Here is a 22,473-nt window from a genome sequence, read left to right as displayed (position 1 = left end):
TTCATGCCCGCCCGGACCTTCCGACAGCTCGTGCTCCGTGAACGCCCGACCGGCGGCATCACACCCGGCACGTTCGAAGAGCAGAGCGTTCCCTTTCCCGCGCTCGACGACGGTGAAGCCTTGGTCGAGGTCGTCTGGCTCGGAATCGACGCCACGCAACGCACGTGGCTCAATCCCGGCACCACCTATACGGCGCCCATGGGTGTCGGCGAAGTGATGCGCGGCAGCGGCGTCGGACGTGTGGTCGCCTCCCGCAATGAGACGCTGCCGGAAGGGCAATGGGTCTACGGCGATCTGGGCTGGCGGGAATATGTCGTTGCGCGGGACGGAGGGCTTTTCGGCGTCAATCCGGTGCCGGAAGGAGTCGATCCGCGGCACATGCTCACGGTCTTCGGCGTGAGCGGATTGACGGCGTTCATCGGAATGACTCACGTGCTCGACGTCGCGGACGGAGACACGGTCCTGGTCACCGGTGCGGCCGGCAGCGTGGGCTCGCTGGCAGGGCAGATCGCGCGGCTTCTGGGCGCCCGCGTCATCGGCACCGCCGGATCGGCGGAGAAAGTCGCCTGGGTGACGGACGTCGCACGATTCGACGCGTGCACGAACTACCGCACCGACAACGTCCCGGACGCGTTGTCCGAGTTCGCTCCCGATGGGCTCACCGCCGTTTTCGACAACGTCGGTGGCGTTCTGCTGGAGCACGCGCTCGACCGCCTCGCCGTCCGCGCGCGCATCGCCCTGTGCGGGTCGATCTCGTCCGGTTACACGGCGGCGGGGTACGGCACCGGGCCCGCCAACTACATGCAACTGGCGTTCAGGCGAGCACGCATGGAGGGCTTCATATTCACCGACTACCTGCCCCATTTCCCAGAAGCGTTCAAGCGTCTCACCGGCTGGGTGTCCGCAGGCGAACTGCGCTGGGCCGAGGACATCGCCGACGGCCTCCGCAACGCCCCCACCGCGCTCCAGCGGCTCTTCGACGGCGCCAACCTCGGCAAGCAGCTCGTCCAAGTGAGCTCCGCCGGAACGGAGGCGGACTGAAACCCCCGCGCCGGACTTCCTCATCTCCGCATGCACGGAATCTCCGCATGCACGGAAGCCGGCGACTGGTCAGGAGTCCGACCGGTCGTCCGGCTCTGATCGGGGCGAGGCGTCTCTCAGGTGCCTGCGTGAGGCCGCCACGGACAGGCGGCCCACGACCATCAGGACGAGGGGGCCCAGCCACAGCCGCGCGTCGTCCAACCACGCGATCAGCCTGCCCCACGGCGACGCGGCGACGATCACCATGGCGGTCGCCCACACCAGGTAGAGCCGCGCCCTGTACTCAGGGCCCACGGCGACCTGGAGCTCCAACAGCACTGCGGCTGACAGAAAGAGCAGGGCGGTGACCAGGATCTCGCCGTCCGCGCCGCTGAACAGTATCCCCACGCCGCCCGCGGCGAAGGCGAGGCCGACGCTTGCTTTCAGCGCGTCCTGCCAGTCCTCCGCGCCCATGGGTATGACCAGCATGACCAGGATCAGCAGGGCGTCGAGGAAAACCGGCCACGACCATGTCACCTGCATGTCCCACCGTCCTCACTCGCGCGGCAGGTCGTCGGTCGCGGTCCCGCATCCGAACCGGGTCTCAGGCCACCACCGCGATGTCGGCGAACTCCCTCGTGCGGTCGACCTTAGAGAGAGACCTTTGGGAGGGGTCCCGACGGAATACGCGACGGAACGGCGTGAGGGGCCCGCGCCGCGGCCGGATTGGCGGCGATGACGCGATCAGAGCCAATTCGACAAAGGGTGGGGAGGCTGCCAGGGAGGCGGGCCGAAACCGGGGTTGTCGAGCGCCGCCTCTTTCCAGGCCAGGTCGGCTTTGCAGGGGGTGGAGTCGACGCGGCGGGCGGTGAGCCGAACGAGATGGGGCCGGCCGCGCGCCTTGCCTGTGGCGAGGCTCCCTCCGGTCACCTTGATCTTGTCCTGGTGGAGGCGTTTCACCTCCAGGTCGGCGCGAATGGTCCCGGCCGCGACCACGGCTCCGTCCAGACGCACGGCCCATTCCATCCGTACGCCGCCGATCGCCTTGGGGCAGCGCCCGTCCTCGCCGTGCTCGGGGGACACAAGGGTCAGGGAGCCGTTGAGAGCGCGGATGTCCGCACTGGGAGCGGCGCTCCAGGTCGTGTCGACGCGTCCCGCCGGACCGGTCGTCCACGTCGCGGCCGGGACGCCGCTGTTCGCGTCTCCGTTGTGCGAGATCGTCCGCTGCCGGGGACGGTCCCCGGAACGGTAGGTCAGGGGCACGTCAGGTAGGGCGAAGGCGACCATGGTGAACACGCTGGAGATGACCAGGACCATGGCCCCGGCGAAGACCGACACCATGAGGACGGCCCTTTCCGGCTTCTGCTCAGGCTCCCGCTCGTCCCCGTCCCCGTCCCCGCCCCTGCCCCCGTCCTCGTCCTCGTCCTCGGCCAGGTCTGCTTCCTTCGGGAACGCCTCGCCGTCCTCAACGGAATCCACCGGGTCCGCGGGGCTTTCGCCATTGTCCGCGAGTTGTCCGCGGACAATGCGAGGCCCGTCTGAGCTGGGAGTCCGCGGGGATGGCGGGTCGTCGAGTTCGAGGCGGCGCCGCAGCTCGGCGAGGCTGCGTCCCGTCTCCTGAAGGACGGCCGTGCTCTGCTCCAGCGCGGCGTCGTACTCCTCCAGCGGCGCCCCCGCCCGCGGTGAAGAGGCCGAGCCGGGTTCCGGGGGCTCGGGGCCGTCGGTCGCGGCGGGCGCGTCGCCCTGGGCGAGTTCGCGGCGGTACCGCGTGACCCGTTCGACGGCCTCCTGCCGCAGGGCCTCGGCCTCGTCCTGCCGCCGGCGGGCCTCGGTGAGCTGGCGGTCGGCTTCGCGCAGGCGGTCCTGGTAGTAGCGCAGCTCCTGGAGCGAGGCGTCCTGGCGGCTTTCCAGCTCCGCGCAACGCGCCCGCAGCGTCTCGACCGCCTCGGACAGGTTCTGCACTTCGGCGGTGCGCAGTTCCTGCCGGTGCCCCTCCAACTCCTGGACGGTGGCCTGGTGGCGGCGCTCCAGCTCCGCCCACCGGCGGGACAGCGTGACGTTCATGACCAGCAGGACCGACACCAGCCGGTTCATGGTCAGGAGCCCGTCCTGGGCCTGGATGGTGTCGCGCTGGGCGTCTTCGAGATGCTGCCGCAGGTCGCTTTCCCTGTCGCGATGCTCCTGCTCCAGACGGCGCAGCCGCTCCTGCTCGGTCAGCCGCTTGCGGTCCTGCGCGGACGGCTTCCCGGCGGCGGCCCGTTCGGCGCGGCCCCAGAGCTCCCTGCCCTCGGCCAGCAGCGCCTCCTGCCTGCGAGGTTCGCGGACCAGTCCCCGTACCAGCAGCTCCAGGTAGTGCAGCGGGATCAGCTTGGTGCCGTTGAGGTACTCGGTCCACAGGCTCTTGCCGGGCCCGCCCTGCGGCCGGAAGCGCGCCTCAAGCGCGCGAACGGTCAGACCGGCGTCATGGACGAGGCCGACGACCCACACGCCGAGCGCTTCGGCCTCCGCGCTGTCGTAACGGCCCTTGCGCGTACGGCCCCGAGTCTGGCCCACCGCCGTTCCTTCCGGTACGCGTTCCCCGCCCATTGTCCGCGGTCTTCCTGGGAAGACGCATTCTTCCGGGAGTGGACAACGCGCGCAGGCGACACGGTGAACCCACCGCGATGCGGCTGGACCGGGACGGCCCCGTTCCCCGTCCGCACCGGAGGGAGGACGCGATGGACATGTCCACGATCGTGACCCTGGCCGGCGCCGGGTCGCAACTGGTGTGCGCGGTGCTGTCGCTCGCGGTGCAGATCCGCCACGGCCGGCGTCGGCACTGCGCGTCGCACCACCCCCGAAAGCACGCGGACGCGGTCGAGCCCGCCGCCCCGCCGCCGACGCGCCCACCGCGCTCCGCCGACGCCGATTCGGACCAGGGCGGCGGCCCCATAGGAAACCCCTATGGACCCTGCTGACATTTCGTCTTTGCCTCTCACTCTTTTCCGGCCGTACCGTGAAACAGCTCGACGAAGCGCACACCGCGAATTGCCTGAACAATCGCTCTGCGCACCTCACCTCTTTTCCGTCGAGCGAACGAACACGCAACCGAGAGGACCAATGGCATGACCACGATCGAGAACGGACCGGGAACGCGGGAACTCGCGGGAAAGCGGGCTCTGGTCACGGGTGGTTCTCGCGGAATCGGAGCGGCCGTCGTGCGCCAGCTCCTGGACGCGGGCGCCGAGGTGGTCGCGGCCGCCAGGTCGGCGACGGGCACGGTGCCGGAGGGCGCCGCGTTCGTGGAGGCGGACGTGCGGACCCGGGCCGGTGCGCAAACCCTCGCCGCGGCCGCGCAGGAAATGCTCGGCGGGGTGGACATTCTCGTCCACAACGCGGGCGGGGCGCGCCCGCACGAGGGCAGCTCGGCCATTTCCGACGAGGAATGGCAGGACGCGCTGGACCTGAACTACCTGGCGTCGGTACGGCTCGACGCGCTGCTGGTCCCGGGGATGCGGGAACGGCGTTCGGGGATGATCGTGCACGTCTCCTCGGCCGTCGTCCTCACCCCGGTGGCGCCGTTCCTCCACTACACGGCGGCGAAGGCGGCGCTGGAGAACTACAGCAGGGGTCTGGCCCTTGAACTGGCCCCGTTCGGCATCCGGGTCAACACCGTGTCGCCCGGCAGAACCGCCACCCCGGGCGGCGAAGCGACACGAGAGCAGTGGGCGGAGGTGGCCGCGCGCATGGACGCGACGCCGAGCCGGAACGCCGTTGTTCCGTTGGGGCGCGATGGCCGGCCGGACGACATCGCCCACGCCGTGCGGTTCCTCGTGTCCGGCCGGGCGAGCTGGCTGACGGGCAGGAATCTCATCCTGGACGGCGGCGAATTCCCCATGGGGTAAGGACTGCGGTGCCCGCTTTCTCAGCCGTTCAGGAAACCGGCGAGAACGAACCGGACCAGCTCTCCTGACGCAGCAGTTCGAGCAGGGCCGTTTCCGCCGGGCCCGCGCTGTGCCGGACCACGGCGATGACGGGCTGGGACACGGCCGGGAGCACCGGGCGAACGAGGTGCTCGTAACCGTGGGGCACCGCGGAGACCGGGACGAGCGTCACCCCCAGCCCGTGGGCGGCCCACCGCACGGCCGTCGCCGTCTGGGACACGCGGGCGACCGTGTTCGGAGCCAGACCGTTGTCCCGCAGCACGTTCAGCAGCACGCCGTCGAGCGCGCTGTCGCGGTCGAACCGCACCCACGGTTCCCCCTCCAGCTCGCGCAGCCCGACCCGTTCCGCGGCGAGCAGCCGGTGCCCGGCGCCCAGCACCACGACGAACTCCTCGTCGCCGAGATGGTGGGCGTCGGCGGGGCTCCGCTCGCACGCCGCCATCAGCGCCAGGTCCAGCACGCCCCGGCGACCGAGCCGTTCCAGCTCGGCGGAGCTCGGCTCCTCGAAGACGGTGACCTCCAACCGCGGGAAGCGGCCGCGCAGCGCACCTAGCGCCCCCGGAAGCTGCCGCGTGCCGAAGCCCATCTGCACCGCGACCACCAGCTCGCCCACCAGCTCGTCGGCGCCGGCCCGCGCCGTCGCCCGAGCCCGCCGCGACGCGTTCACCGCGACCTCCGCCTCCCGCAGGAACGCGCGGCCGACCACGGTGGGCACCAGCCCGGTCGGCGTACGGGCGAACAGCCTCACCCCGAGTTCCCGCTCCAGGCCGCGGATCTGCTGGGACACCGACGGCTGAGCGACGCGCAGCAGCTCCGCCGCCGCCGTCACCGAGCCCTCCTCGGCAACGGCCAGCGCGTACTCGTACTGCCGAAGACTCATCGACTCCCGCCCCTCCCACGGCGCCCCGCGCCCCACCCCACGCCGTCCCGCCGTAATCCCTGTAACAACAATTACACTACGCCCCCGGCTATGCGCCGTCGCTCAGCTGGCTCCGTCCCGCCCGACCCGCCCACCGTGCAGCGGCCAGATCTGTACGAGGTGCTGCTCCATGCCGGCGGTCGCGGTGACGGCGAGCCGTACCCGGTAGACGACATGCGGCCAGACACGTGCGGACAGCGTCCCCACCTGCTCGTAGCGTCCGCCGGGAATCACGCACATGAGTTCGGAATGGGGATAGCTGGTCCATTGCTGACTGGCTTCCGCGACCGTTCCGCCGGTGAGCGTCTCGGGCGCGGTCGGAAGGACGTGAAGGTCGAGATCCACTTCTTGTGCCTGCGCCGTGACGAGCAGGGCCGCTCCGCGGAAGGTGCCGCCGATCCGTGTCGCGCGGGGTCGTCGTGGGCGGGCATGGTGTCGATGGCGACGTGTTTCCCGCGCCATGCGGGTTGGCGCAGCACGTAGCCGGTGGCGCCGCCGAGACCCAAGCGCAGCTTCGCGTGCTGCGGCGGCTCGGCATCGTGCGCCGGTAGCTGTATCTGGCCGAGGATGCTGTCGCGGACGTGCAGACAGGCGTCGGCTTCTTCGGCTTCTTCGGGCTCACCGGTGTTGGAGAGGGTGAGCGCGGTCCGGTCGAGTTCGGCGACGGCGACGTCCCATTGCCGCGCGGTGAGTGCTACCTGGACCTGCGGCCGGGTCTCGTCGTGCCAGCCGATGGATTGGCTGATGGCCGAACAGTCGTCGGCGATGCCACGCGGGTCGCCCCGCTGGGGTTCGATGGCGGTCCCGGAATCCATGTGCAGGGCGATGGTGTTGGCCTGCGCGCCGGTGAGCGTCACAGGCAGGAGTACGGGGCGCATGGTGATCCTCGGTGGGTCGAGTGCGCGGGGGAGCGGTCAGCGTACCCACCCCCAACGGACGGGCGCCGCGGCGTCGATACATCCGACGGACCGGCCCCACCGTCGAAGCCACCCGAGATCAGCGACGGCGGGGGGCGGACGGCCTTGGAACGGGGACATGTATAGTCCCGGTTATGCGTATGAGTGAGGGCGCGGAGTGGGGACTGCACTGCTGCGTCACGCTGGGCTGGCTGGCTGACGAGGCCCCGGTGTCGATCCGCCGGCTGGCCGCCTGGTTCGACCTTCCGCAGGAGTACCTGAAAAAGCGCCTTCAGTCGCTGAGCAGGGCGGGCATCCTGGCGTCGAGCCCTGGTGCGCTGGGCGGCTGGTCGCTGGCCCGGTCGCCCGAGAAGATCACCGTGATGGAGGTCGTCGCGGCCATGGAGGGCGGCCTTGAGCTGTTCCACTGCACCGAGGTGCGACAGCGCGGGGTGGGCGGACAAGGGGCTGGTGCGGAGTTCGTGCGGCCGTGCGGCATCTCCGCGGTGATGCGCCGCGCCGAGTTGGCGTGGCGGCAGGAACTGGCCGCCCACACCATCGCCGACCTGATGGCCCGAAGCCCCAAGGGCGCTGAACGGACGCACCGCAACTACCGGCGCATGACCGGCTGATCCTCGTCCGTTCCACCTGACCTCTCTGATCGTTCGCCCGGCCGGGCATCCTCTGGGAAGGAATGGGGATGAAGAATGTCCCGATAGCTCGTAGCGTGGACCAGTACCGCGCCGAAGCCGCTCGTCAGGAGAGCGCACCGCGCGGGCTGGGGGCCACCGCGATCCTGGCGCTCGGCACGTTCGCGGTCGGAACCGATGCCTACGTGGTGGCCGGGTTCCTGCCCGCGATGGCGCGCTCGCTGCACATCTCGCAGTCGGCCGCCGGGCAGTCGGCCACGGTGTTCGCCGTCACGTACGCGCTGCTGTCCCCGGTCCTGGCGACGGTCCTGGCGCGCGTGCCCCGCCGGGCGCTGCTGGTCGGCGCGCTGGTCGTTCTGGCGGCGGCCAACCTGGGCTCGGCGCTGGCACCCGACTTCGCGACGCTGATGGCCACGCGCGTGGTGGCCGCCGCGGGCGCGGCCGCCTTCACCCCCAACGCCGGAGCGGCCGCCTCCATCCTGGTCGCCCCCGCGCAACGGGCCCGTGCCCTCGCCATGGTGGTCGGCGGGCTGACGGTCGCCACCGCGCTGGGCGTCCCGTTGGGCAACCTCGCCGAGAAGGCCCTGGACTGGCGCGCGGCGCTCGGACTGGTCGCGGCGCTGTGCGCGGTCGCGGCGGCGGGCGTGTCCACGGTCATGCCCGCCCTGGCGGGGGCCGAGCCCATCGCGCTGCGGCAACGCCTGGCGGCACTGCGCAACCCCGGCGTGCTGGCGATCCTTCCCCTGACCGTGGTCGGGATCGCCGCCGGGTACGGGCTGTACGCCTTCGCGGTGCCGGTGCTGCACGCGCTGGGAGCCGGCCCGGCGCAGGAGGCGTGGCTGTTGTTCCTGTACGGCATCGGAGCGGTCGCGGGCAACCTGGTGGCCGGAGCCAGGGTCGACCGGCACGGCCCCGTTCGTGTCCAGGCCGTCGGTTTCGCCGGGCTCACCGTGACCTTGGCCGGCTTCGCCTGGACGGCGGGCGCCGGAGTGCACTGGCTGCCACTGACCGCCCTGCTGATGGCGGCCTGGGGCGCCGCCACCTGGTTCCAGACCCCCGCCCAGCAGGTCCGGCTGATCAACGCGGCCCCCCAGGACACCGCCGTGGTCATCGGCCTGAACGCCGCCGCACTCTACGGCGGGATCGCCCTGGGCACCGCACTCGGCAGCCTCCTGCTCCCCATCAGCGCCCCTTTGGCACTGGGCACGTGCGCCGCCCTTGCCCTGCTCTGCCTGCTCTACCTCAAAGCCACCCGCCGCTATGGCTAACCCTTACCGCCCCTCCAGCACCTCTCGCCCAAGCGCAGTATGGGCCCCCACCGCGACACGTAACCGACCACCCCCTCGGTGAACGCCGCGCGAGCCCTGAGAACCGGACGGTGTTGCGGTGCCGAAGCCGCAGGTGACGTACGGCCCCATCTGCCCACGGCCCCGTGTCTGCGACGTCACTGGGTCCGCCTTGCGGTACGGGCATAGAGTGTTGCCTATGGCGCGAGACGATGACGAGTTGGATGGCCTCGTACGTCAACGCATCCGCGCCCTGCGGGTGGCTCAGGGCTGGTCCCTGGAGGAACTGGCCGGTCGCGCGCACCTCAGTCAGTCCTCGCTGAGCCGCATCGAGAACGGCCGGCGCCGCCTGGCCCTCGACCAACTCGTCACGCTGGCCCGCGCTTTGGACACCACGCTCGACCAACTCGTGGAGAACGCGTCCGACGACGTGGTCATCAGTCCGATGATCGACGGCGCCCACGGGCTCATGCGCTGGCCCATCAAGGGCGATCCCGGCATGAGCGTCGTACGGCAGCGCATGACCGATCCGCCGCCGGACAATCCCGCGCGCATGCGAGCGCACCCCGGGCGCGAATGGCTCGTCGTTCTGTCCGGCACGGCGGTCCTCATGCTGGGCCATCACCGCTATCGCGTCGAGACCAACCAGGCGGCCGAGTTCCCCACCATGCTGCCGCACGCCATCGGCGCTGAAGGAGGCCCCTGCGAGATCCTGGGCATTTTCGACCGCGACGCCCGCCGCGGCCACCAACGCGAGAGCCGACGATCCGGAGACGGCCGCGAATCGGACGGCTCCACCACATGACCGTTCCGAACGTGTAGGCCAGGCATAGTTCCGCGGCTCATCGCCATTGTTGTCGGACTCACTCTCGGGGGCCGGGCGTTCCCAAAACCCCGTTCACTATCGTCCGGGCCAGGGTGCGAGTGGTCTCGGTGGTGATCGGTTGGGGCGGCCCGGTCACGAGTGTGAACAGGGCGCCGCTGTAGAGCGCCGTGAGGGTTCGCACTTGTTCTGGGGAGGTCTCCAGGCCCAGGGCGCGGTGGTGGGCGATGGTGGTTCGCAGCGTCGCTGTAGAGATCTCGGACAACGTGTGGCCGAGTGCAGGTGTGCGGGTGGCTTCCAGGAGGAGTTCGAAGATGGCCTGGAAGCGTACGCGCCGTTGCGTCGCCGCCTGGTACAGGGACTGGCCGATGAGGTCGGCGAGCCCGTTCTGGTCGAGTCGTTCGGCGGCGGTCGCGGGGACATCGCCGATGTCTCGCGCCATGTCCTCCAGGTGCAGGTCCACGATGCGGCGGGCGGTGGCCTGGAGCAGCCCGTCCCGATTGCGGAAGTAGTTCGACGTCGTTCCGCTGGGAACGCCCGCCGACTCGTCGACCGCGCGGTGGCTGAGCCGGTGGATGCCGCAGGTACCGAGGATTTCGATCGCGGCGTCGGCCAGGGCGTGCCGACGGAGCAGATTCGCTGGAGGCGTCACGCGTCCTGCTCTACCAGATTTCCACGGTCGGAGCGGACCGTGGCACCCCGCGTCCGCAAACCACTGCTCTGATAGTACTATCAACGTAGTGATCAAGACGGCGGACGAGGATGGGAGCGCGCATGGCCGAGCGGTTGACGGCGACGGTGGTCGGTGGAGGGATCGCGGGGCTGGCGTCGGCCACGGCGCTGCTCCAGGCCGGGTGGAACGTCACCGTGCTGGAACGCGCCCCCGCGTTCACCGAGGTCGGCGCGGGTGTCGCGTTCACCCGCAACGGCATGGCCGCCCTGGAGGCCCTCGGGGCGGACGGCCTTGTCCGGGCGGCCGGTCACATGGTCCATACGGCGGGTGCCCAGGACACCCGGGGCCGATGGATCATGCGCCTGCCCGAAGCGCCCATCGAGCAGGACCCGACGGCGTGGGTGTGCTCGATCCACCGGCAGCGGCTGCACGCCGTCCTGCTCGGCACCGCCGAGGGGGCCGAACTGCTGAACGGCGCCCGGGTCACCGCCGTCGAGCCGGGCGAACCCGGTGCGGCGCCCGCCCGCGTGACGTGGACCTCGGACCAGGGCGGGGGGACCGTCGAGTCCGATCTCGTGGTGGCGGCCGACGGCGTCCACAGCGCCGTCAGGGGATGCCTGTTCCCCGGCGTACGGGCGCGGTACGCGGGTGCCACGAGCTGGCGCGCGGTGATCGAGGACACCGCGGTCATCGACGACCGGTACATCGCGATCTGGGGGCCGGGCGCCGAGTTCGGCGCGCTGCGGGTCAGCGCCACCGAGGTCTACTGGTACGGCTACTTCCTCAGCCCGCCGAACGCGGTCTTCGACGACGAGGTGGCCACGGCCCGTGCGATGTTCGCGGACTGGCCTCGTGCGGTCACCGCCACGCTGGCGGCGACCCGTCCCAGCGAGCTGATGCGCCACGACGTCCACCACCTGCCGCAGGGGCTGCCCTCGTACACCCGCGGGCGGGTCGTCATGGTCGGCGACGCCGCGCACGCGATCATGCCGACCGTGGGCCAGGGCGTGGCGACGTCGCTGGAGGACGCCGCCTGCGTCGGACGCCTGATCGCCGCCCCGGCCGCTCAGGCGAAAGCGCTGGGCCCCGCCCTCGCCGCGTACGACCGGGCCCGCCGACCCCGGTGCCGAAAGATCGCCCGCCAGGCGATCATGGTGGGCCGCGTCGCCTCGCACCTGGGCGGCGGCCGACGCCAGTCCGTACGCAACGCCCTCCTGCGGTCCGTCCCCGCCGGACGACTCGCCAACGTTTTCGCCGCCGAACTCGTGAACTGGACCCCACCCCCGCCCACCAGCCAGCTACCGCACCCCTGACGCCGCCCACTCCGCCGCGCTGCGGGCCGGCGAACTCAACACGTTCACCGCCCGAGCCAGAACCGAACAATGCCCGATGACCTGAGCTGGGGCGTCCATGGCGGGGGCGCGCGTCAGCGGCCGCCGGGGAAGGCTAGGCGCAGCACCTTCGACCAGTGTCCGGTGACCTGGCGGGGGAACGAGGCGGAGCGGTACGGCAGGCCGTAGCGGTCGCACACTTCGCGGATGCGCGGGGCGATCGCGGCGAGGCGGTTGCTGGGGACGTCCGGGAACAGGTGGTGCTCGATCTGGTGGGACAGGTTGCCGGTGAGCAGGTGCAGGAGCGGGCCGCCGCTGATGTCGGCGGAGCCGAGCAACTGCCGCAGGTACCAGTGCCCGCGGGTCTCGGCCTCTATGGTCTCTTCGGGGAAGACGTCGACGTCGCCTGGGAAGTGGCCGCAGAAGATGACGGTGTGCACCCAGATGTTGCGCAGGATGTTGGCGGCGAGGTTGGCCGTCAGTACGTGGCGGGCGTTGCGGCCGCCCATCAACGGGAAGGCGACGTAGTCCTTGAGGGCCTGGCGGGCGAACTTGCGGCCGATGTCGGCGAGCCCGGCTTTGAGCTCCGCCTCGGTCTTCTCACCGGATTCGAGTTGGGCGCCCAGGTCGTAGACGGCGTTGCCGAACTCGAAGAGGGCGGCGAAAGCCAGGTTGTAGACGGGCTGGGCGAGGTAGACCGGGCGCCAGTCCTGTGCGGGGTTGATCCGCAGGATCGTATAGCCGAGGTCGCGGTCCTTGCCGAGGACGTTGGTGTAGGTGTGGTGGAGCACGTTGTGGGCGTGCTTCCACTGGTCGGAGGGGCAGGCGTTGTCCCATTCCCAGGTGGTGGAGTGGATTTTGGGATCCCGCATCCAATCCCACTGGCCGTGCATGACGTTGTGGCCGATCTCCATGTTCTCCAGCGCTTTCGCCACTGTGAGAAAGGCCGTTCCTGTCCACCAGGCCCAGCGCCGGGACGCGCCCATCAGAATTCCCCGGCCCGCGACCTCCAGCCCGCGTTGCAGGGCGATCACGCGCCGGATGTAGCGGGCGTCCGCCTCTCCCAGGTCGGCCATCACCTCCTGGCGGAGCGCGTCCAGTTCGTTCCCGAGCTTCTCCAGTTCCGCGTCGGTCAGGTGTGCGCCGCTGGCGGGCGCCGTTCGCGGGAGCGCGGGCTTGTCGGCTGTCAGGGTCATGGTGATCACTCCGGTTCGGTGCCCGCGAAGACGCCGCCGTTGAGCTGCTTGCCCGCGGCCTTGAGGTCGGCCGGGACGCCGCCCGTCGTCGGCCTGGCCGACAGGACCGGGGCGATCGCGGTCGCGGACCTGGACTCGGTGCGGCGAGGGCACCGGCGATCTTCACACGCTCCTCCTCGAAGAATCAGAGACGGTGGCGTCTCCGATTCTCTGGAGGCCAATGTGGCAGACGGCGCGCGGCGGGCCCATGGAGCCGAGGACGAAAATCCCGGCACGGCTCCAGCGACCGCGGCTAAGAAACGTCCCTACCGGCGGGCGGCGCGGCGCGAACGCCTGCTGGAGCTGTTCCGAAGGCCGGCGGTCCCGCGGGCCGGGGAGCGCGGGTGAACCGGAGCGGGGGAGTGGGGCGTCCCATAGGCCATGACCGATGCGCTCGCTCCCGGGGACCCGCGGCAGCTCGGTGACTACTGGCTCGCCGGGCGGCTCGGCGCGGGCGGCCAGGGCGTGGTGTACGAGGCGTACGGGCCGGACGGCGCGCGCGTGGCGATCAAGGCGCTGCACGGCGCGTTCACCGGCGCGGGGCAGCGCGACATGCTGGCCCGCGAGGTCGGCGCGGTGGCGCGGGTGTCGTCGTTCTGCACGGCGCGGGTGCTGGCGTCCGACCTGGAGGGCACGCCGCCGTACGTGGTGAGCGAGTACGTCCCCGGCCCCGATCTCCAGAAGTCGGTGGAGGCGGGCGGCCCGTACGCGCCGGGCCCGCTGTACCGGCTCGCGATCGGGGTCGCGACGGCGCTCGTGGCGGTGCACCGGGCCGGGATCGTGCACCGCGACCTCAAGCCGGGCAATGTCCTGTTGGGTCCGGACGGGCCGCGCGTGATCGACTTCGGGATCGCGCGCGGCGAGGAGATGACCCGCAGCGCGACCGGCGTGAAGGGGACGCCGCCCTACATGGCGCCGGAGCTCTTCGCGGGGGAGCGGGCGAGTGCCGCGTCGGACGTGTGGGCGTGGGGCGCGGTGGTGCTGTTCGCCGCGCTCGGACGGCATCCGTTCGGAAGCGGCTCGATGGTGCAGGTCGCCCACCGCGTCCGCACGCTGGAGCCGGACGTCGCCGGGCTCGCCGAGCCGCTGCGCTCGGTCGTCGCCGCGGCGCTGGCCAAGGACCCGGCGGCGCGCCCGTCCGCGCACGAGGTGCTGCTCGGCCTGATCGGCGGCGAGGACGAGGCGGGCCGCCTGCTGGACGAGGGCAGCCGCGTCGCCGCGGACGTGCGCGCGCCGCACGCGCCGCCGCCGTCGCTGGCCGAGGTCGCGGAGGCCGCCTACCTGGACCTCGACGCGGCGGCCCGCGAGGCCGTTCCGGCGGTGCTGCTGCGCATGGTGCTGCCCGGCGAGGGCGCGGACGACACGCTGCGCCGCGCCGACGTGCGGGAGTTCGACGGCGCGGGCGCCGATGGCGGGAACGGCACGGACGGCACTCCGGCGGGACGCGTCGTCGAGGCGTTCTCGCGGGCCGGGCTGCTGGTCCGGGAGAGCGGGCGGATCGGGATCGCCAGCGCCGCGCTGCTGCGCGCCTGGCCGCGGCTGCGCGAATGGGTGGACGCCGAGCGCGACGGGCTCGCGGCGCACCGTTCGCTGGCGGACGCCGCGGCCGTGTGGGACGGGAACGGCAGGCGTCCCGGCGACCTGCTCCAGGGCAGCGTCCTGCGCCGCGCCGTGCAGTGGGCCGCGACCGGCCGCCGCCACCTGACGCTGAACGCGGTCGAGCGCGCGTTCCTGGACGCCTGCGCCGCGCTCACCCGGCGGCGCGCGCGCCTGCGCGGCACGGTGACCGGCGTGCTGGCCGTCCTGCTGGTGGTCGCGGTCGGCGCCGCGGCGGTCGCCGTCCGGCAGAGCCGCGTCGTGGCCGACCAGCGGGACCGGGCGGTGGCCGACCGGCTCGCCGTGCTGTCCTCGGCGCTGCACCGCGACGACCCGCGCACCGGCCGCCGCCTGGCGCTCGCCGCGGCCCGGATCGCGGACGACGACCAGACCCGGCAGGCCGCGCTGAGCGCGATGTACCAGTGGGAGGACGACGCGTTCGCACCGCGCGGGGCCGGCGACCCCGGGGTCCCGTCGCTGGACCCCGGCGGCCGCACCGCGACGCTGGACGACCACGTCCAGGTGACGCGCTGGGACCTGAGCACGCACGAGCGGCTGCCCGTCCCGGCGTCGGCGCGGGCGAAGTCCAGGACGGCGTTCAGCCCGGACGGGCGGCGCATGGCGCAACTGCTTCCGGTCGGCGACCCCGGCGAGTCGCCGTTGCTGCTGCGCCGCGTCCAGCGGTACGACGCGTCCAGCGGGAAACCGGTGGGGGCGCCGATGGGAGGCTCGGGCGAATCGTTCACCGAGCTGGCCTTCAGCCGCAGCGGCAACCTGCTGATGGCCGACAGCGGGCCGCAGGAGCCCGGGTTGATGCCGCGCTCCATCCATCCGGTCGCGGCGCTGTGGGACGCGCGGGACGGGCACCTCGTCAAGCGCTGGAAGCGGAGCCCGGACTCCTGGTCGGTCAGCGCCGACGACCGCTACGTGGCGATGACCGACCCGGACGGCCTGCGGATCTGGGACACCACCACGCGCAAGCCCGTTGCCGCGTCGTGGCTGAAGAACAACCTGGCGAACCCGAAGGAACGCGCCCGCCAGGTCTCGTTCGGCCCGGTCGGGCACCGGCTAGCGATCACCGCCGGGACCGAGGTGGTCGTCGCGGATCTCGACGCGGGCGCCGAGGCGCTGTCGGCCATGTCCGGGGCGAGGACGCTGAGCGGCGCCCCGCGGCACAACCTGCTCCAGCGCGGTCTGGACGAGCCGGTCTTCAGCCCCGACGGACGGTTCCTGGCCATCGGCTTCACGCTCTGGCAGCTCGACGGCCGTACCACCCGTCCGGTTCTGGACCGCAGGTCGGTCGAGTACCCGAGCGGCTGCCGTTTCTCCCCGGACGCCGCCGTCCTGCGCTGCGCGACCGACGACGACCGGGTCGTCGCCACGAGCGTCGGTCCCTACACCGGCCGCGCCGGGACGCCTCTCGGCACGCAGTCGGTCGTGCTCAGCCCGCACGGCGACCGCGCCGTGCTCGTCCAGGACGCCGGCTTCGCCGTCTGGGACGTCGCGCGTCGCCGCGCGTCGCCGCCGATCCGGGTGCCGGGCGTGGTGCCGGGCCTCGACTCCGCCGCCCCGCCGACGTTCAGCCCGGACGGCGGCGTGCTCGCCCTGCCCGCCAAGGGCGCCGGCTACACCCTCTGGGACGTCCGCGGCGACGTCCGCCGGCCCGCGCGCCAGCTCGCCCGGCTCGACTGGCCGAAGGACGTCACGTCCAACACCCCCGTCACGTTCTCCCCAGACGGCCGGACGCTGGCGGCGGTGCTCCACACCGACCGGTTGGACGACCCGGCCCCGTCACGGCTCCACGTCTGGGACGCGCGCACCGGCCGGCGCGTCCGTTCGACCCCCGTCGAGACAGGCTCGGCCGGCCCGCTCGTGTACGCCGCCGACGGCGAGAGCATGGCGATCAACACCGCGGAGCTGGAGATGCCGTCCGGCCGGGTGCGCCACAAGCTGGACGGCGCGACGATCGAACACGTCCTGGCGCTCGACGGCGCGGGCGCAACAGCGCTGGTGTGGGCACGTCCCGGAGAGGCGCTGCTGTGGGACGTCCGGACGAACAGGCGCAAGGGCCCCGCACTCGCCGGAGCGTCCGACATCAACCACGAGGAGCCGCCCGCCGCGTTCTCCCCGGACGGGAAACTGGTCGCGACGGGCGGCGCGAAGGGCGACATCCACCTGTACGACGTCGCGACGGGCCGCGAGTACGGGCTCCCCCTCCCCGGCCACGCCGACGGGACGGACGCCCTGGCGTTCTCCCGCGACGGCCGGACCCTCTACAGCACGGGCGGCGACAGCTCCATCCAGGCCATCGCCCTCGACCCGGAACGCATCGCGTCCCGCCTGTGCGCGCAGGTCGGACCGCTGACCCGAGCCGAATGGAAGCAGTACGTCGACGACCTTCCCTACCGCCGCACCTGCCCCTGACCCTGCCCGGCCGAACGCGCCCTCCGACACGGCAGTAGTTTTGGGCGGCGTGCCCACGGCGTCCTCCCAGAACGGACCCCTCGATGCTTGCCGAACTGCGCGGACTGACCGTCCACATCGACACGGGCCGGTGGAACGAGACCGTCCTCGACGCCGTCGACCTCCTGGTGCCGCCCGGAGAGATCACCGCTCTGCTGGGCGAGTCAGGATGCGGCAAGTCCATGGCCGCCGCGGCGCTCACCGGCTCGCTCCCCGACTCCGCCCACACCACCGGTCAGGTGCGCATCGACGGCGAACCGGTGCGGGAGTGGCGAAGCCTTCGCGGCGGCACCGTCGGGCTGCTGCCCCAGGCAGGCGTAACGGCCTTCCACAGCGAGGACACCGTGGGCGCGCAGTTGCGCGCACTGGAACGCCGGTACAACCGTTGGAGCGTCGAACGCGCCTGCTCGGCCGCCCGCTACCCGGCCGAGCTGACCGACCTCTACCCGCACCAGCATTCGGGCGGCCAGATCCAACGAGCCGCGCTCGCCGCCGCCCTCCTGCCCGAACCACCCGTCCTCGTCGCGGACGAACCGACGGCCTCCCTGGACACCGCGACCGCCTACGGCGTATGGGCCACCCTCCGCCGCTACGCCGACGCCGGAGCCGCGGTCCTGGCGATCACCCACGACATACCGATGCTCGCCTCGGCCCGGATCGCCGACCGCGCCGTCCTCATGCGCGCCGGAAAGATCACCGCCACGGGCCGCCTGTCCGACCTGGCCGCCCTCGACGACCCGTACGTGCGCGGCTTCTTCCAGCCCACCGCCCCTCGCCCTTGAGCCCTTGCCACGCCGCGTCGCTGCGGGGGCCACGTACACGTGTGACCAGGCGTCCAGCGCTCAGATGGGCCCAGGCGTCGCTTAGGCGAGCGCTTCGCGGAGAAGGCGAACGGCCTTCGGGCCGACTCCGTGCATCGCCAGGAGTTCGGCGTCGGTCAGCTCGGCGACCTGCGCGAGCGTGGTGATGCCTGCACCGGTCAGGGCCCGGGTGGCGGGACTTCCGATGGCCTTGGGCAGGTCGCCGACCTCACCGGGCGTCGCGGCGTCCCCGGCGGCCGCTTGCGCCGCCAGCCGCTTCGGCGCCTGCGAAATCCACGCGCGACGCACCCAGTGGTTGAGCTGCTGACCGTTGATGTCGCTGATCGGGACACGGACACCGACCGGCGTCGCGCCGCGTTCCAGCCGTTGCGCCGTCGGATGCGCGGCAAGGGCCTCGTCCGCATCCGGCGCGGGAAGCCGCAGTTCCACCAGCTCGTCTTTGCCCATCGACGCGAACCATTTCTCGCCCACAGTGTATGCGACGATTCCCGAGTCGCCGACTTGCTCGGCGGTCTCGGGAAGGGAAAGGGCGGTCTTGCGAAGCTGGGCGAGAGTCGTCATAGACCTAACCTAACTATGCCGAGATCATCGCGTGCAGTGGCGCAGATCGTCGGGGCCGCACAAGCCGTACCGAGGTCGGCGCGCCGGCGTCATGCCGGCCGAAGCACGCGGTCCCTTCCAGGTCGGTGCCGGGGCAGTGCCGGACGACCCCGCACCGTTGCAGCGAGGCGTTCAGGACGACCGACAGCCTCCCCGCCAGGACTGCCGTTCCACCATCAAGTGCTCTCCCAGCGCCCGGTGCCTGGACCCGGCCAAGGGCTCGCCGACTGCGTCGGACCGCGTACGCCGCCCGCGTTACCCTTCACGGAGATCACCCGCCGGGTCTCCCGGTAATATGCCAACCGGTCCGAATTGACTGTGCGCGGCGATGGTCGTACCTCAGGCGAGAAGCCGTACCGAGGCGAGAACAGGGGAAGTATGGCGGACGCCAGACGCCGAGGGCGTCGCCGGCCGGGCGAGCGCCGGACGGTGGTGCGCAATCCGGAGGCCGCGCGCAAGGCGCTCCTGAAGAGCGCATTGGAGCTGTTCGAGCGGAACGGCTTCGCCGGGACGTCGGTGCAGAGCGTGGTCGACGGCGCCAACCTCACCAAGGGCGCGTTCTACCACCACTTCGAGAGCAAAGAGGAGCTCCTCCTCGAACTGCACGACGCGTTCATCGACGACCAGCTCGAACGCGCGCGGCGGATCGTCTCCCGCGACGACCTCCCGGCCGACGTGATGCTGCGCCGCCTGGTGGCCGAGGCGCTGCTACAGCCGATGCTGATCTACAAGTCCGAGATCACGGTGTTCATCCAGGAGCGCCGGTTCATGACGAGCGAGATCTTCGAGGAGGTCCGCGGCAAGCGCGACCGGTTCGAGCGCTACTTCGTGGACGTCATCGAGCGCGGCATGCGCGACGGCGTGTTCCGCGAGGTCGGCCCGGCCCGGCTGGTGGCGTTCGGGATCATCGGGATGGGCGCCTGGTCGTACGTGTGGCTCGACGTCGACGGCCCGCTGACGCCCGCCGAGATCGGCGACATCTACGCGGAGCTCGTCATGAACGGGCTCGCGTCGCCGGCCTCCGCGGCGACCTGAGCGAAGCCCCTTACAGGTCCGGGAACCGGACGTCCGCACCGCCGGCTCCGGCACGCGCCTCGCGGCGCTCGCATCCGCGCGCCTATGGTGGGATGGGCGGATGCGTGCCGTTACGTTCACTGCCCTCGTCGGTGCCTTGTTCTTGACGGCGTGCGGTACGCAGGGCGAGTCGCCGCCCAGCGGTGTGAACGTCGCCGCGCCCGGCAGTTCGGCTCTTCCCGGCGCCACTGAGGACCTCGCGCAGGACGGGGTGAGGATCACCGCCATCAGCGGCTGGTCCCGCCACGAGACCCCACCGGTGATCTCCGCTGAATTCGAGGTCGCCAATCGCGAGAGCGAACCGTTCACCTACACCATCACCTTTGACGCGCTTTCCGGCTCCGGTGCGGTGCTGGAGAACACCAAGCAGACGGTGCCCGCCGTGGGGCCCGGCCAGACCGTCAAGCGCACCGTTCGCCTGAACGGCTCATCGCCGGACCTGCGGGGCGACAAAGGGCGTGTGCGCATCGCCAAAGTCCGGCGGGTCCCCTCCGCCGAGGCTCCGACCGAGAACGGCCCGTGCCCATCTTCCGGGGTGCGACTGACGGTCGACGACGGAGATGCCGCCATGGGACTGCGCGTAGTAGGGCTCCATCTGACCAATTGCGGGACCCGCGCCTACCGCCTCGACGGCTTCCCGCTCCTTCAACTTCTGGACGAGGACAGGAAACCCGTACCCGCCGTCAAGGTATTCAAGGGCAGCGGCGGCATCGCCACCATGCCCGACTTCGACGCCCCGGCCCGGCCGGTGGTCTTGGAGCCGGGCCAGACCGCCAACACCGCCCTGATGTGGCGCAACACCACCGACACCAGCGGCGCACCGGTCAACATCCCCTACGTCAGGGTCAGGGCCAAGCCCGGAGCCGGGCCCATCATGGTCACACCGGAACTCGATCTGGGAACCACCGGAAAACTCGCAGTCAGCCCCTGGAAGAAAGACCCGCCACGCTGACTCCAAGCCGCCCGCCGGCATTACTGGCAGCTACGGCAGTTGAGCAGGTGGGGGTCATTCCCGTTCTTCTGCGTGGTGTGCGGCCAGGTACCTTTCGACCATGTGGCCGGGGATGCGGCCGAACTCGTTGATCGGGATTCCCTGGCCTTCGTACCAGGCCCGGATGTCGGCCGCGTGTGCCGCCTCCCATGCATCGTTGGTGTTCTCGTCGATGGGGATGCCCTGGTTCCTCGCCCAGGCGTGGACGGTGTCGAGGTACCGTTCGGTTTCGGCGTCGGTGGAGGCCCGCGGCTCGGTGATGGGTTCGAGAGGGGCTGGCCAGAAGCGGGCGACGTACAGTTCGGTGCCTTGGGCCTGTTCCCATTCCTCATCGTCGGCGTTGTGTGCTTGGAGGTCGCGTTCCTTGGCGACGGCGAGCGAGCGCCGGTAGCCGAGCAGCTGGAGGTGGTAGCGGCCTGGGGGGATGTCGAACACGCCGGGTTCGGCTCCGGCGGCGGCCGCCATCAAGCCCAGGGTTCCCTCTCCGTTGATTTCGAAGTGGAGCGTGGCCGCGACTTCGGGCAGGTCGAGCTTGTCGTAGACGTCGTGCGTCGGCAGTTGGTCCCAGCGTTCGAAGCGGATGGCGGGTGCGGGCTGCTGGCAGGCCGGGTAGATGTGAACGTCGCCGCTGGAGGCGGTGTACCACTCGTCGCCGTGCCAGGGCGGGGGCGCGGGGTGGGTGCCTTCTTTGTCGTAGAAGCCGAACATGCCGTGGCCGGTGGCGGCGATTTCGGTACGGCGGTTGAGCAGGTGGGGGGCCATTCGCGTTCCTCTGCTCGGCGTGCGTCCTCGTACATCTCGGGTGCCGACGGTGCCCGTCACAGCTGGATCAGGTGCTGTTCTGCGGCATGACACCCCTCGGTTCTCCCCGGCGATGGGTTCGGTCCGTCCGCCCCAGGGATCACGCCAGAACTTACCGAGATCGGGCCCTGCTCCACGGACCTAGCGATCCAGGACGTTCGGGGGAGGGGCGTCCTGGCGAGGTGCTCGGGCGAGTGTCTGCGGCGGGTCTGTAGGGAGTGTGGGGGCGTCGCCAGGCCAGATGGAACGGCTGCTGACAGGGGCTTGGACGGCTCGTTCGGCGTTGGCGGCGGCACGTCGGGGTCGCCGGTGCCCGGGGGGTCGGTTCGTTCGCGCTCATCCCGGTTTGTTGACGGTGCTTACATTGCTGGATAGGGTCATGTATACAACGCTAACATTGATGTGGGGGCCTACTCCGATGCCACCGATCCAGCAGCAGGACACGGTCGAGGTCGACCTGGGCGGGCGCGCGGTCGCGGTTCCGAAGGGCGGCCTTTACGACCGTTACCGGATGGGCACCGATCTCGACGTGGTCGACCGCGATCCCCGCGTCAGCGGTGTGGACTTCTTCCGGGGAATGCCCAAGACCAGGGTCGATTCCCCGATCGGCGCCACGTTCACCCCGAACTTCTACTACCGCATCTCGACCGCCCGGATCACGATGCTCGCCCGGTCCCGTGCCATCCGTTCCCGCCTGCCCGGGGAACTGGCGCCGCTGGAGGTCGCGCCGGGCCTCGGGCTGGTCTCGGTCATGTTCTTCCGGTACGAGGTGTGCGATATCGACTTCTATACCGAGGCCGCCGTCGGGATCGCCGTGAGACCGGCCCGGCACGGCCGGCTCGGGTTCGTGGACCTCGTCGCCGCGCTCAAGAACGAGCGTCTCGATTCCTATGTGCTGTCGTTGCCGGTGAGCACCGAGATCGCGCAGGTCCGCGGCCGCGACGGCTACGGCTTTCCCAAATGGGTCACCGAGCTCGATGTCGATATCGATGCCGATCGAACGGTGGCACGTGTGGCCAACGATGCCGGCGGGACGGACCTGTCGTTCTCGGCGGCGACACCGGCCCAGACGGCTTATCCGAGCGGCCGGCGCGTCTCGACCCTCAACGCGTACACGACGATCAACGGCGCGTGGCATTCGACGCTGAGCCAGACGAACGTGCTGGCGGCGGGGAGCGCGAGCCTCCCGCGGGACGCCGCTCTCCGTGTCGGCGCGGGCCGTATGGCCGACGACCTGCGCTCGCTCGACCCCGTCAGGACCGTCCGGCTCGATGTCGTCACCGAAGGGCAGCTCGCCCTGCACATGCCGGTCCCCACCTCGGTCCCGCCCGGGGGCCGGGTGCGACGAGACGAGAGGTAAGGAACCCTGCC

Annotated in this window: 21 protein-coding genes; 12 read left to right on the top strand and 9 right to left on the bottom strand. The window is 71.2% G+C overall.

All coding sequences use genetic code 11. The annotated features are described in order from the left end of the window. Nucleotides 1-3 precede the first annotated feature (3 nt). Complete coding sequence (locus GEV43_RS45005; protein ID WP_160826713.1) at nt 4-1,041, top strand: NADP-dependent oxidoreductase; 1,038 nt, start codon at nt 4-6, stop codon at nt 1,039-1,041. A 69-nt stretch (nt 1,042-1,110) separates the two neighbouring features. On the opposite strand, the gene GEV43_RS45000 is transcribed toward GEV43_RS45005, so the two are convergent. Together GEV43_RS45000 and GEV43_RS44995 are read right to left on the bottom strand one after the other, a co-directional pair. Continuing rightward, nucleotides 1,111-1,563 carry a hypothetical protein gene (locus GEV43_RS45000; protein WP_160826712.1) on the bottom strand — a complete coding sequence of 151 codons (453 nt, stop codon included), beginning with the start codon at nt 1,561-1,563 and terminating at the stop codon, nt 1,111-1,113. A 201-nt stretch (nt 1,564-1,764) separates the two neighbouring features. Continuing rightward, complete coding sequence (locus tag GEV43_RS44995; protein ID WP_160826711.1) at nt 1,765-3,573, bottom strand: hypothetical protein; 1,809 nt, start codon at nt 3,571-3,573, stop codon at nt 1,765-1,767. Nucleotides 3,574-3,737: 164 nt separating this feature from the next. Between GEV43_RS44995 and GEV43_RS44990 the strand changes: the two genes are divergently transcribed. Together GEV43_RS44990 and GEV43_RS44985 are read left to right on the top strand one after the other, a co-directional pair. After that, a complete protein-coding gene (locus GEV43_RS44990; protein ID WP_160826710.1) occupies nt 3,738-3,977 on the top strand; it encodes a hypothetical protein in 240 nt (79 codons plus the stop codon). Nucleotides 3,978-4,124: 147 nt separating this feature from the next. Next, nucleotides 4,125-4,904 (top strand): oxidoreductase, encoded by a 780-nt coding sequence (locus GEV43_RS44985; protein ID WP_160826709.1) that lies wholly within the window; start codon nt 4,125-4,127, stop codon nt 4,902-4,904. A 28-nt stretch (nt 4,905-4,932) separates the two neighbouring features. Here GEV43_RS44985 and GEV43_RS44980 read toward each other — a convergent pair whose 3' ends face one another. The 3 genes from GEV43_RS44980 to GEV43_RS44970 all read right to left on the bottom strand — a co-directional run bounded on the left by GEV43_RS44980 (nt 4,933) and on the right by GEV43_RS44970 (nt 6,719). Next, nucleotides 4,933-5,823 carry a LysR family transcriptional regulator gene (locus tag GEV43_RS44980; RefSeq protein ID WP_160826708.1) on the bottom strand — a complete coding sequence of 297 codons (891 nt, stop codon included), beginning with the start codon at nt 5,821-5,823 and terminating at the stop codon, nt 4,933-4,935. A 102-nt stretch (nt 5,824-5,925) separates the two neighbouring features. Next, complete coding sequence (locus tag GEV43_RS44975; protein ID WP_160826707.1) at nt 5,926-6,102, bottom strand: hypothetical protein; 177 nt, start codon at nt 6,100-6,102, stop codon at nt 5,926-5,928. Further along, nucleotides 6,093-6,719 carry a hypothetical protein gene (locus GEV43_RS44970; RefSeq protein ID WP_160826706.1) on the bottom strand — a complete coding sequence of 209 codons (627 nt, stop codon included), beginning with the start codon at nt 6,717-6,719 and terminating at the stop codon, nt 6,093-6,095. Before GEV43_RS44970 ends, GEV43_RS44975 begins: the two co-directional genes overlap by 10 nt. A gap of 194 nt (nt 6,720-6,913) precedes the next feature. Between GEV43_RS44970 and GEV43_RS44965 the strand changes: the two genes are divergently transcribed. The 3 genes from GEV43_RS44965 to GEV43_RS44955 all read left to right on the top strand — a co-directional run bounded on the left by GEV43_RS44965 (nt 6,914) and on the right by GEV43_RS44955 (nt 9,499). Then, nucleotides 6,914-7,390 (top strand): Rrf2 family transcriptional regulator, encoded by a 477-nt coding sequence (locus tag GEV43_RS44965; RefSeq protein ID WP_160826705.1) that lies wholly within the window; start codon nt 6,914-6,916, stop codon nt 7,388-7,390. A 68-nt stretch (nt 7,391-7,458) separates the two neighbouring features. Continuing rightward, nucleotides 7,459-8,676, top strand: coding sequence for an MFS transporter (locus tag GEV43_RS44960; RefSeq protein WP_160826704.1), 1,218 nt, complete (start codon nt 7,459-7,461; stop codon nt 8,674-8,676). A gap of 217 nt (nt 8,677-8,893) precedes the next feature. Further along, the gene (locus GEV43_RS44955) at nt 8,894-9,499 is read left to right on the top strand and encodes a helix-turn-helix domain-containing protein (RefSeq protein ID WP_160826703.1); all 606 of its coding nucleotides are present in this window, start codon (nt 8,894-8,896) and stop codon (nt 9,497-9,499) included. A 58-nt stretch (nt 9,500-9,557) separates the two neighbouring features. Here the strand turns inward: GEV43_RS44955 and GEV43_RS44950 are convergent, their stop codons facing one another. Further along, entirely contained in the window at nt 9,558-10,169 is a 612-nt protein-coding gene (locus tag GEV43_RS44950; RefSeq protein ID WP_160826702.1) for a TetR family transcriptional regulator, read from the bottom strand. Between the two features lie 122 nt (nt 10,170-10,291). Here GEV43_RS44950 and GEV43_RS44945 point away from each other — a divergent pair, with 122 nt between their 5' ends. Beyond that, nucleotides 10,292-11,503 carry an FAD-dependent monooxygenase gene (locus tag GEV43_RS44945; RefSeq protein ID WP_160826701.1) on the top strand — a complete coding sequence of 404 codons (1,212 nt, stop codon included), beginning with the start codon at nt 10,292-10,294 and terminating at the stop codon, nt 11,501-11,503. Between the two features lie 113 nt (nt 11,504-11,616). Here GEV43_RS44945 and GEV43_RS44940 read toward each other — a convergent pair whose 3' ends face one another. Continuing rightward, nucleotides 11,617-12,717 carry an acyl-CoA desaturase gene (locus GEV43_RS44940; protein WP_160826700.1) on the bottom strand — a complete coding sequence of 367 codons (1,101 nt, stop codon included), beginning with the start codon at nt 12,715-12,717 and terminating at the stop codon, nt 11,617-11,619. A gap of 420 nt (nt 12,718-13,137) precedes the next feature. On the opposite strand from GEV43_RS44940, the gene GEV43_RS44935 reads away from it, so the two are divergent. Together GEV43_RS44935 and GEV43_RS44930 are read left to right on the top strand one after the other, a co-directional pair. Next, nucleotides 13,138-16,776 (top strand): WD40 repeat domain-containing serine/threonine protein kinase, encoded by a 3,639-nt coding sequence (locus GEV43_RS44935; RefSeq protein WP_160826699.1) that lies wholly within the window; start codon nt 13,138-13,140, stop codon nt 16,774-16,776. A gap of 83 nt (nt 16,777-16,859) precedes the next feature. Then, entirely contained in the window at nt 16,860-17,597 is a 738-nt protein-coding gene (locus tag GEV43_RS44930; protein ID WP_160826698.1) for an ATP-binding cassette domain-containing protein, read from the top strand. 81 nt (nt 17,598-17,678) lie between these two features. Here the strand turns inward: GEV43_RS44930 and GEV43_RS44925 are convergent, their stop codons facing one another. Then, complete coding sequence (locus GEV43_RS44925; protein ID WP_160826697.1) at nt 17,679-18,197, bottom strand: hypothetical protein; 519 nt, start codon at nt 18,195-18,197, stop codon at nt 17,679-17,681. A gap of 468 nt (nt 18,198-18,665) precedes the next feature. Here GEV43_RS44925 and GEV43_RS44920 point away from each other — a divergent pair, with 468 nt between their 5' ends. Together GEV43_RS44920 and GEV43_RS44915 are read left to right on the top strand one after the other, a co-directional pair. Continuing rightward, complete coding sequence (locus GEV43_RS44920) at nt 18,666-19,271, top strand: TetR/AcrR family transcriptional regulator (protein ID WP_206681719.1); 606 nt, start codon at nt 18,666-18,668, stop codon at nt 19,269-19,271. A gap of 100 nt (nt 19,272-19,371) precedes the next feature. Next, nucleotides 19,372-20,262, top strand: a complete 891-nt coding sequence (locus GEV43_RS44915) for a DUF4232 domain-containing protein (RefSeq protein WP_160826695.1) — start codon at nt 19,372-19,374, stop codon at nt 20,260-20,262. A 54-nt stretch (nt 20,263-20,316) separates the two neighbouring features. On the opposite strand, the gene GEV43_RS52910 is transcribed toward GEV43_RS44915, so the two are convergent. Next, the gene (locus GEV43_RS52910) at nt 20,317-21,063 is read right to left on the bottom strand and encodes an Lsr2 family protein (protein WP_241684522.1); all 747 of its coding nucleotides are present in this window, start codon (nt 21,061-21,063) and stop codon (nt 20,317-20,319) included. 457 nt (nt 21,064-21,520) lie between these two features. Between GEV43_RS52910 and GEV43_RS44905 the strand changes: the two genes are divergently transcribed. Next, a complete protein-coding gene (locus GEV43_RS44905) occupies nt 21,521-22,462 on the top strand; it encodes an acetoacetate decarboxylase family protein (protein ID WP_160826694.1) in 942 nt (313 codons plus the stop codon). Nucleotides 22,463-22,473: the final 11 nt, after the last annotated feature.

The sequence above is a fragment of the Actinomadura sp. J1-007 genome (assembly GCF_009793335.1).
GTDB classification, from domain to species: domain Bacteria; phylum Actinomycetota; class Actinomycetes; order Streptosporangiales; family Streptosporangiaceae; genus Spirillospora; species Spirillospora yumaensis.
Note: the sequence above shows the minus strand (reverse complement) of the source record. Positions and strands in the feature narration are given on the sequence as shown.

Coding starts and splice junctions, on each gene's coding strand:
- GEV43_RS44975 (WP_160826707.1), bottom strand. CDS start 6,102: ATGTGCGTGATTCCCGGCGGACGCTACGAGCAGGTGGGGACGCTGTCC.
- GEV43_RS44965 (WP_160826705.1), top strand. CDS start 6,914: ATGCGTATGAGTGAGGGCGCGGAGTGGGGACTGCACTGCTGCGTCACG.
- GEV43_RS44940 (WP_160826700.1), bottom strand. CDS start 12,717: ATGACCCTGACAGCCGACAAGCCCGCGCTCCCGCGAACGGCGCCCGCC.
- GEV43_RS44905 (WP_160826694.1), top strand. CDS start 21,521: ATGCCACCGATCCAGCAGCAGGACACGGTCGAGGTCGACCTGGGCGGG.
- GEV43_RS45000 (WP_160826712.1), bottom strand. CDS start 1,563: ATGCAGGTGACATGGTCGTGGCCGGTTTTCCTCGACGCCCTGCTGATC.
- GEV43_RS44985 (WP_160826709.1), top strand. CDS start 4,125: ATGACCACGATCGAGAACGGACCGGGAACGCGGGAACTCGCGGGAAAG.
- GEV43_RS44945 (WP_160826701.1), top strand. CDS start 10,292: ATGGCCGAGCGGTTGACGGCGACGGTGGTCGGTGGAGGGATCGCGGGG.
- GEV43_RS44935 (WP_160826699.1), top strand. CDS start 13,138: ATGACCGATGCGCTCGCTCCCGGGGACCCGCGGCAGCTCGGTGACTAC.
- GEV43_RS44915 (WP_160826695.1), top strand. CDS start 19,372: ATGCGTGCCGTTACGTTCACTGCCCTCGTCGGTGCCTTGTTCTTGACG.
- GEV43_RS45005 (WP_160826713.1), top strand. CDS start 4: ATGCCCGCCCGGACCTTCCGACAGCTCGTGCTCCGTGAACGCCCGACC.
- GEV43_RS44990 (WP_160826710.1), top strand. CDS start 3,738: ATGGACATGTCCACGATCGTGACCCTGGCCGGCGCCGGGTCGCAACTG.
- GEV43_RS44930 (WP_160826698.1), top strand. CDS start 16,860: ATGCTTGCCGAACTGCGCGGACTGACCGTCCACATCGACACGGGCCGG.
- GEV43_RS52910 (WP_241684522.1), bottom strand. CDS start 21,063: ATGGCCCCCCACCTGCTCAACCGCCGTACCGAAATCGCCGCCACCGGC.
- GEV43_RS44955 (WP_160826703.1), top strand. CDS start 8,894: ATGGCGCGAGACGATGACGAGTTGGATGGCCTCGTACGTCAACGCATC.
- GEV43_RS44925 (WP_160826697.1), bottom strand. CDS start 18,197: ATGACGACTCTCGCCCAGCTTCGCAAGACCGCCCTTTCCCTTCCCGAG.
- GEV43_RS44980 (WP_160826708.1), bottom strand. CDS start 5,823: ATGAGTCTTCGGCAGTACGAGTACGCGCTGGCCGTTGCCGAGGAGGGC.
- GEV43_RS44960 (WP_160826704.1), top strand. CDS start 7,459: ATGAAGAATGTCCCGATAGCTCGTAGCGTGGACCAGTACCGCGCCGAA.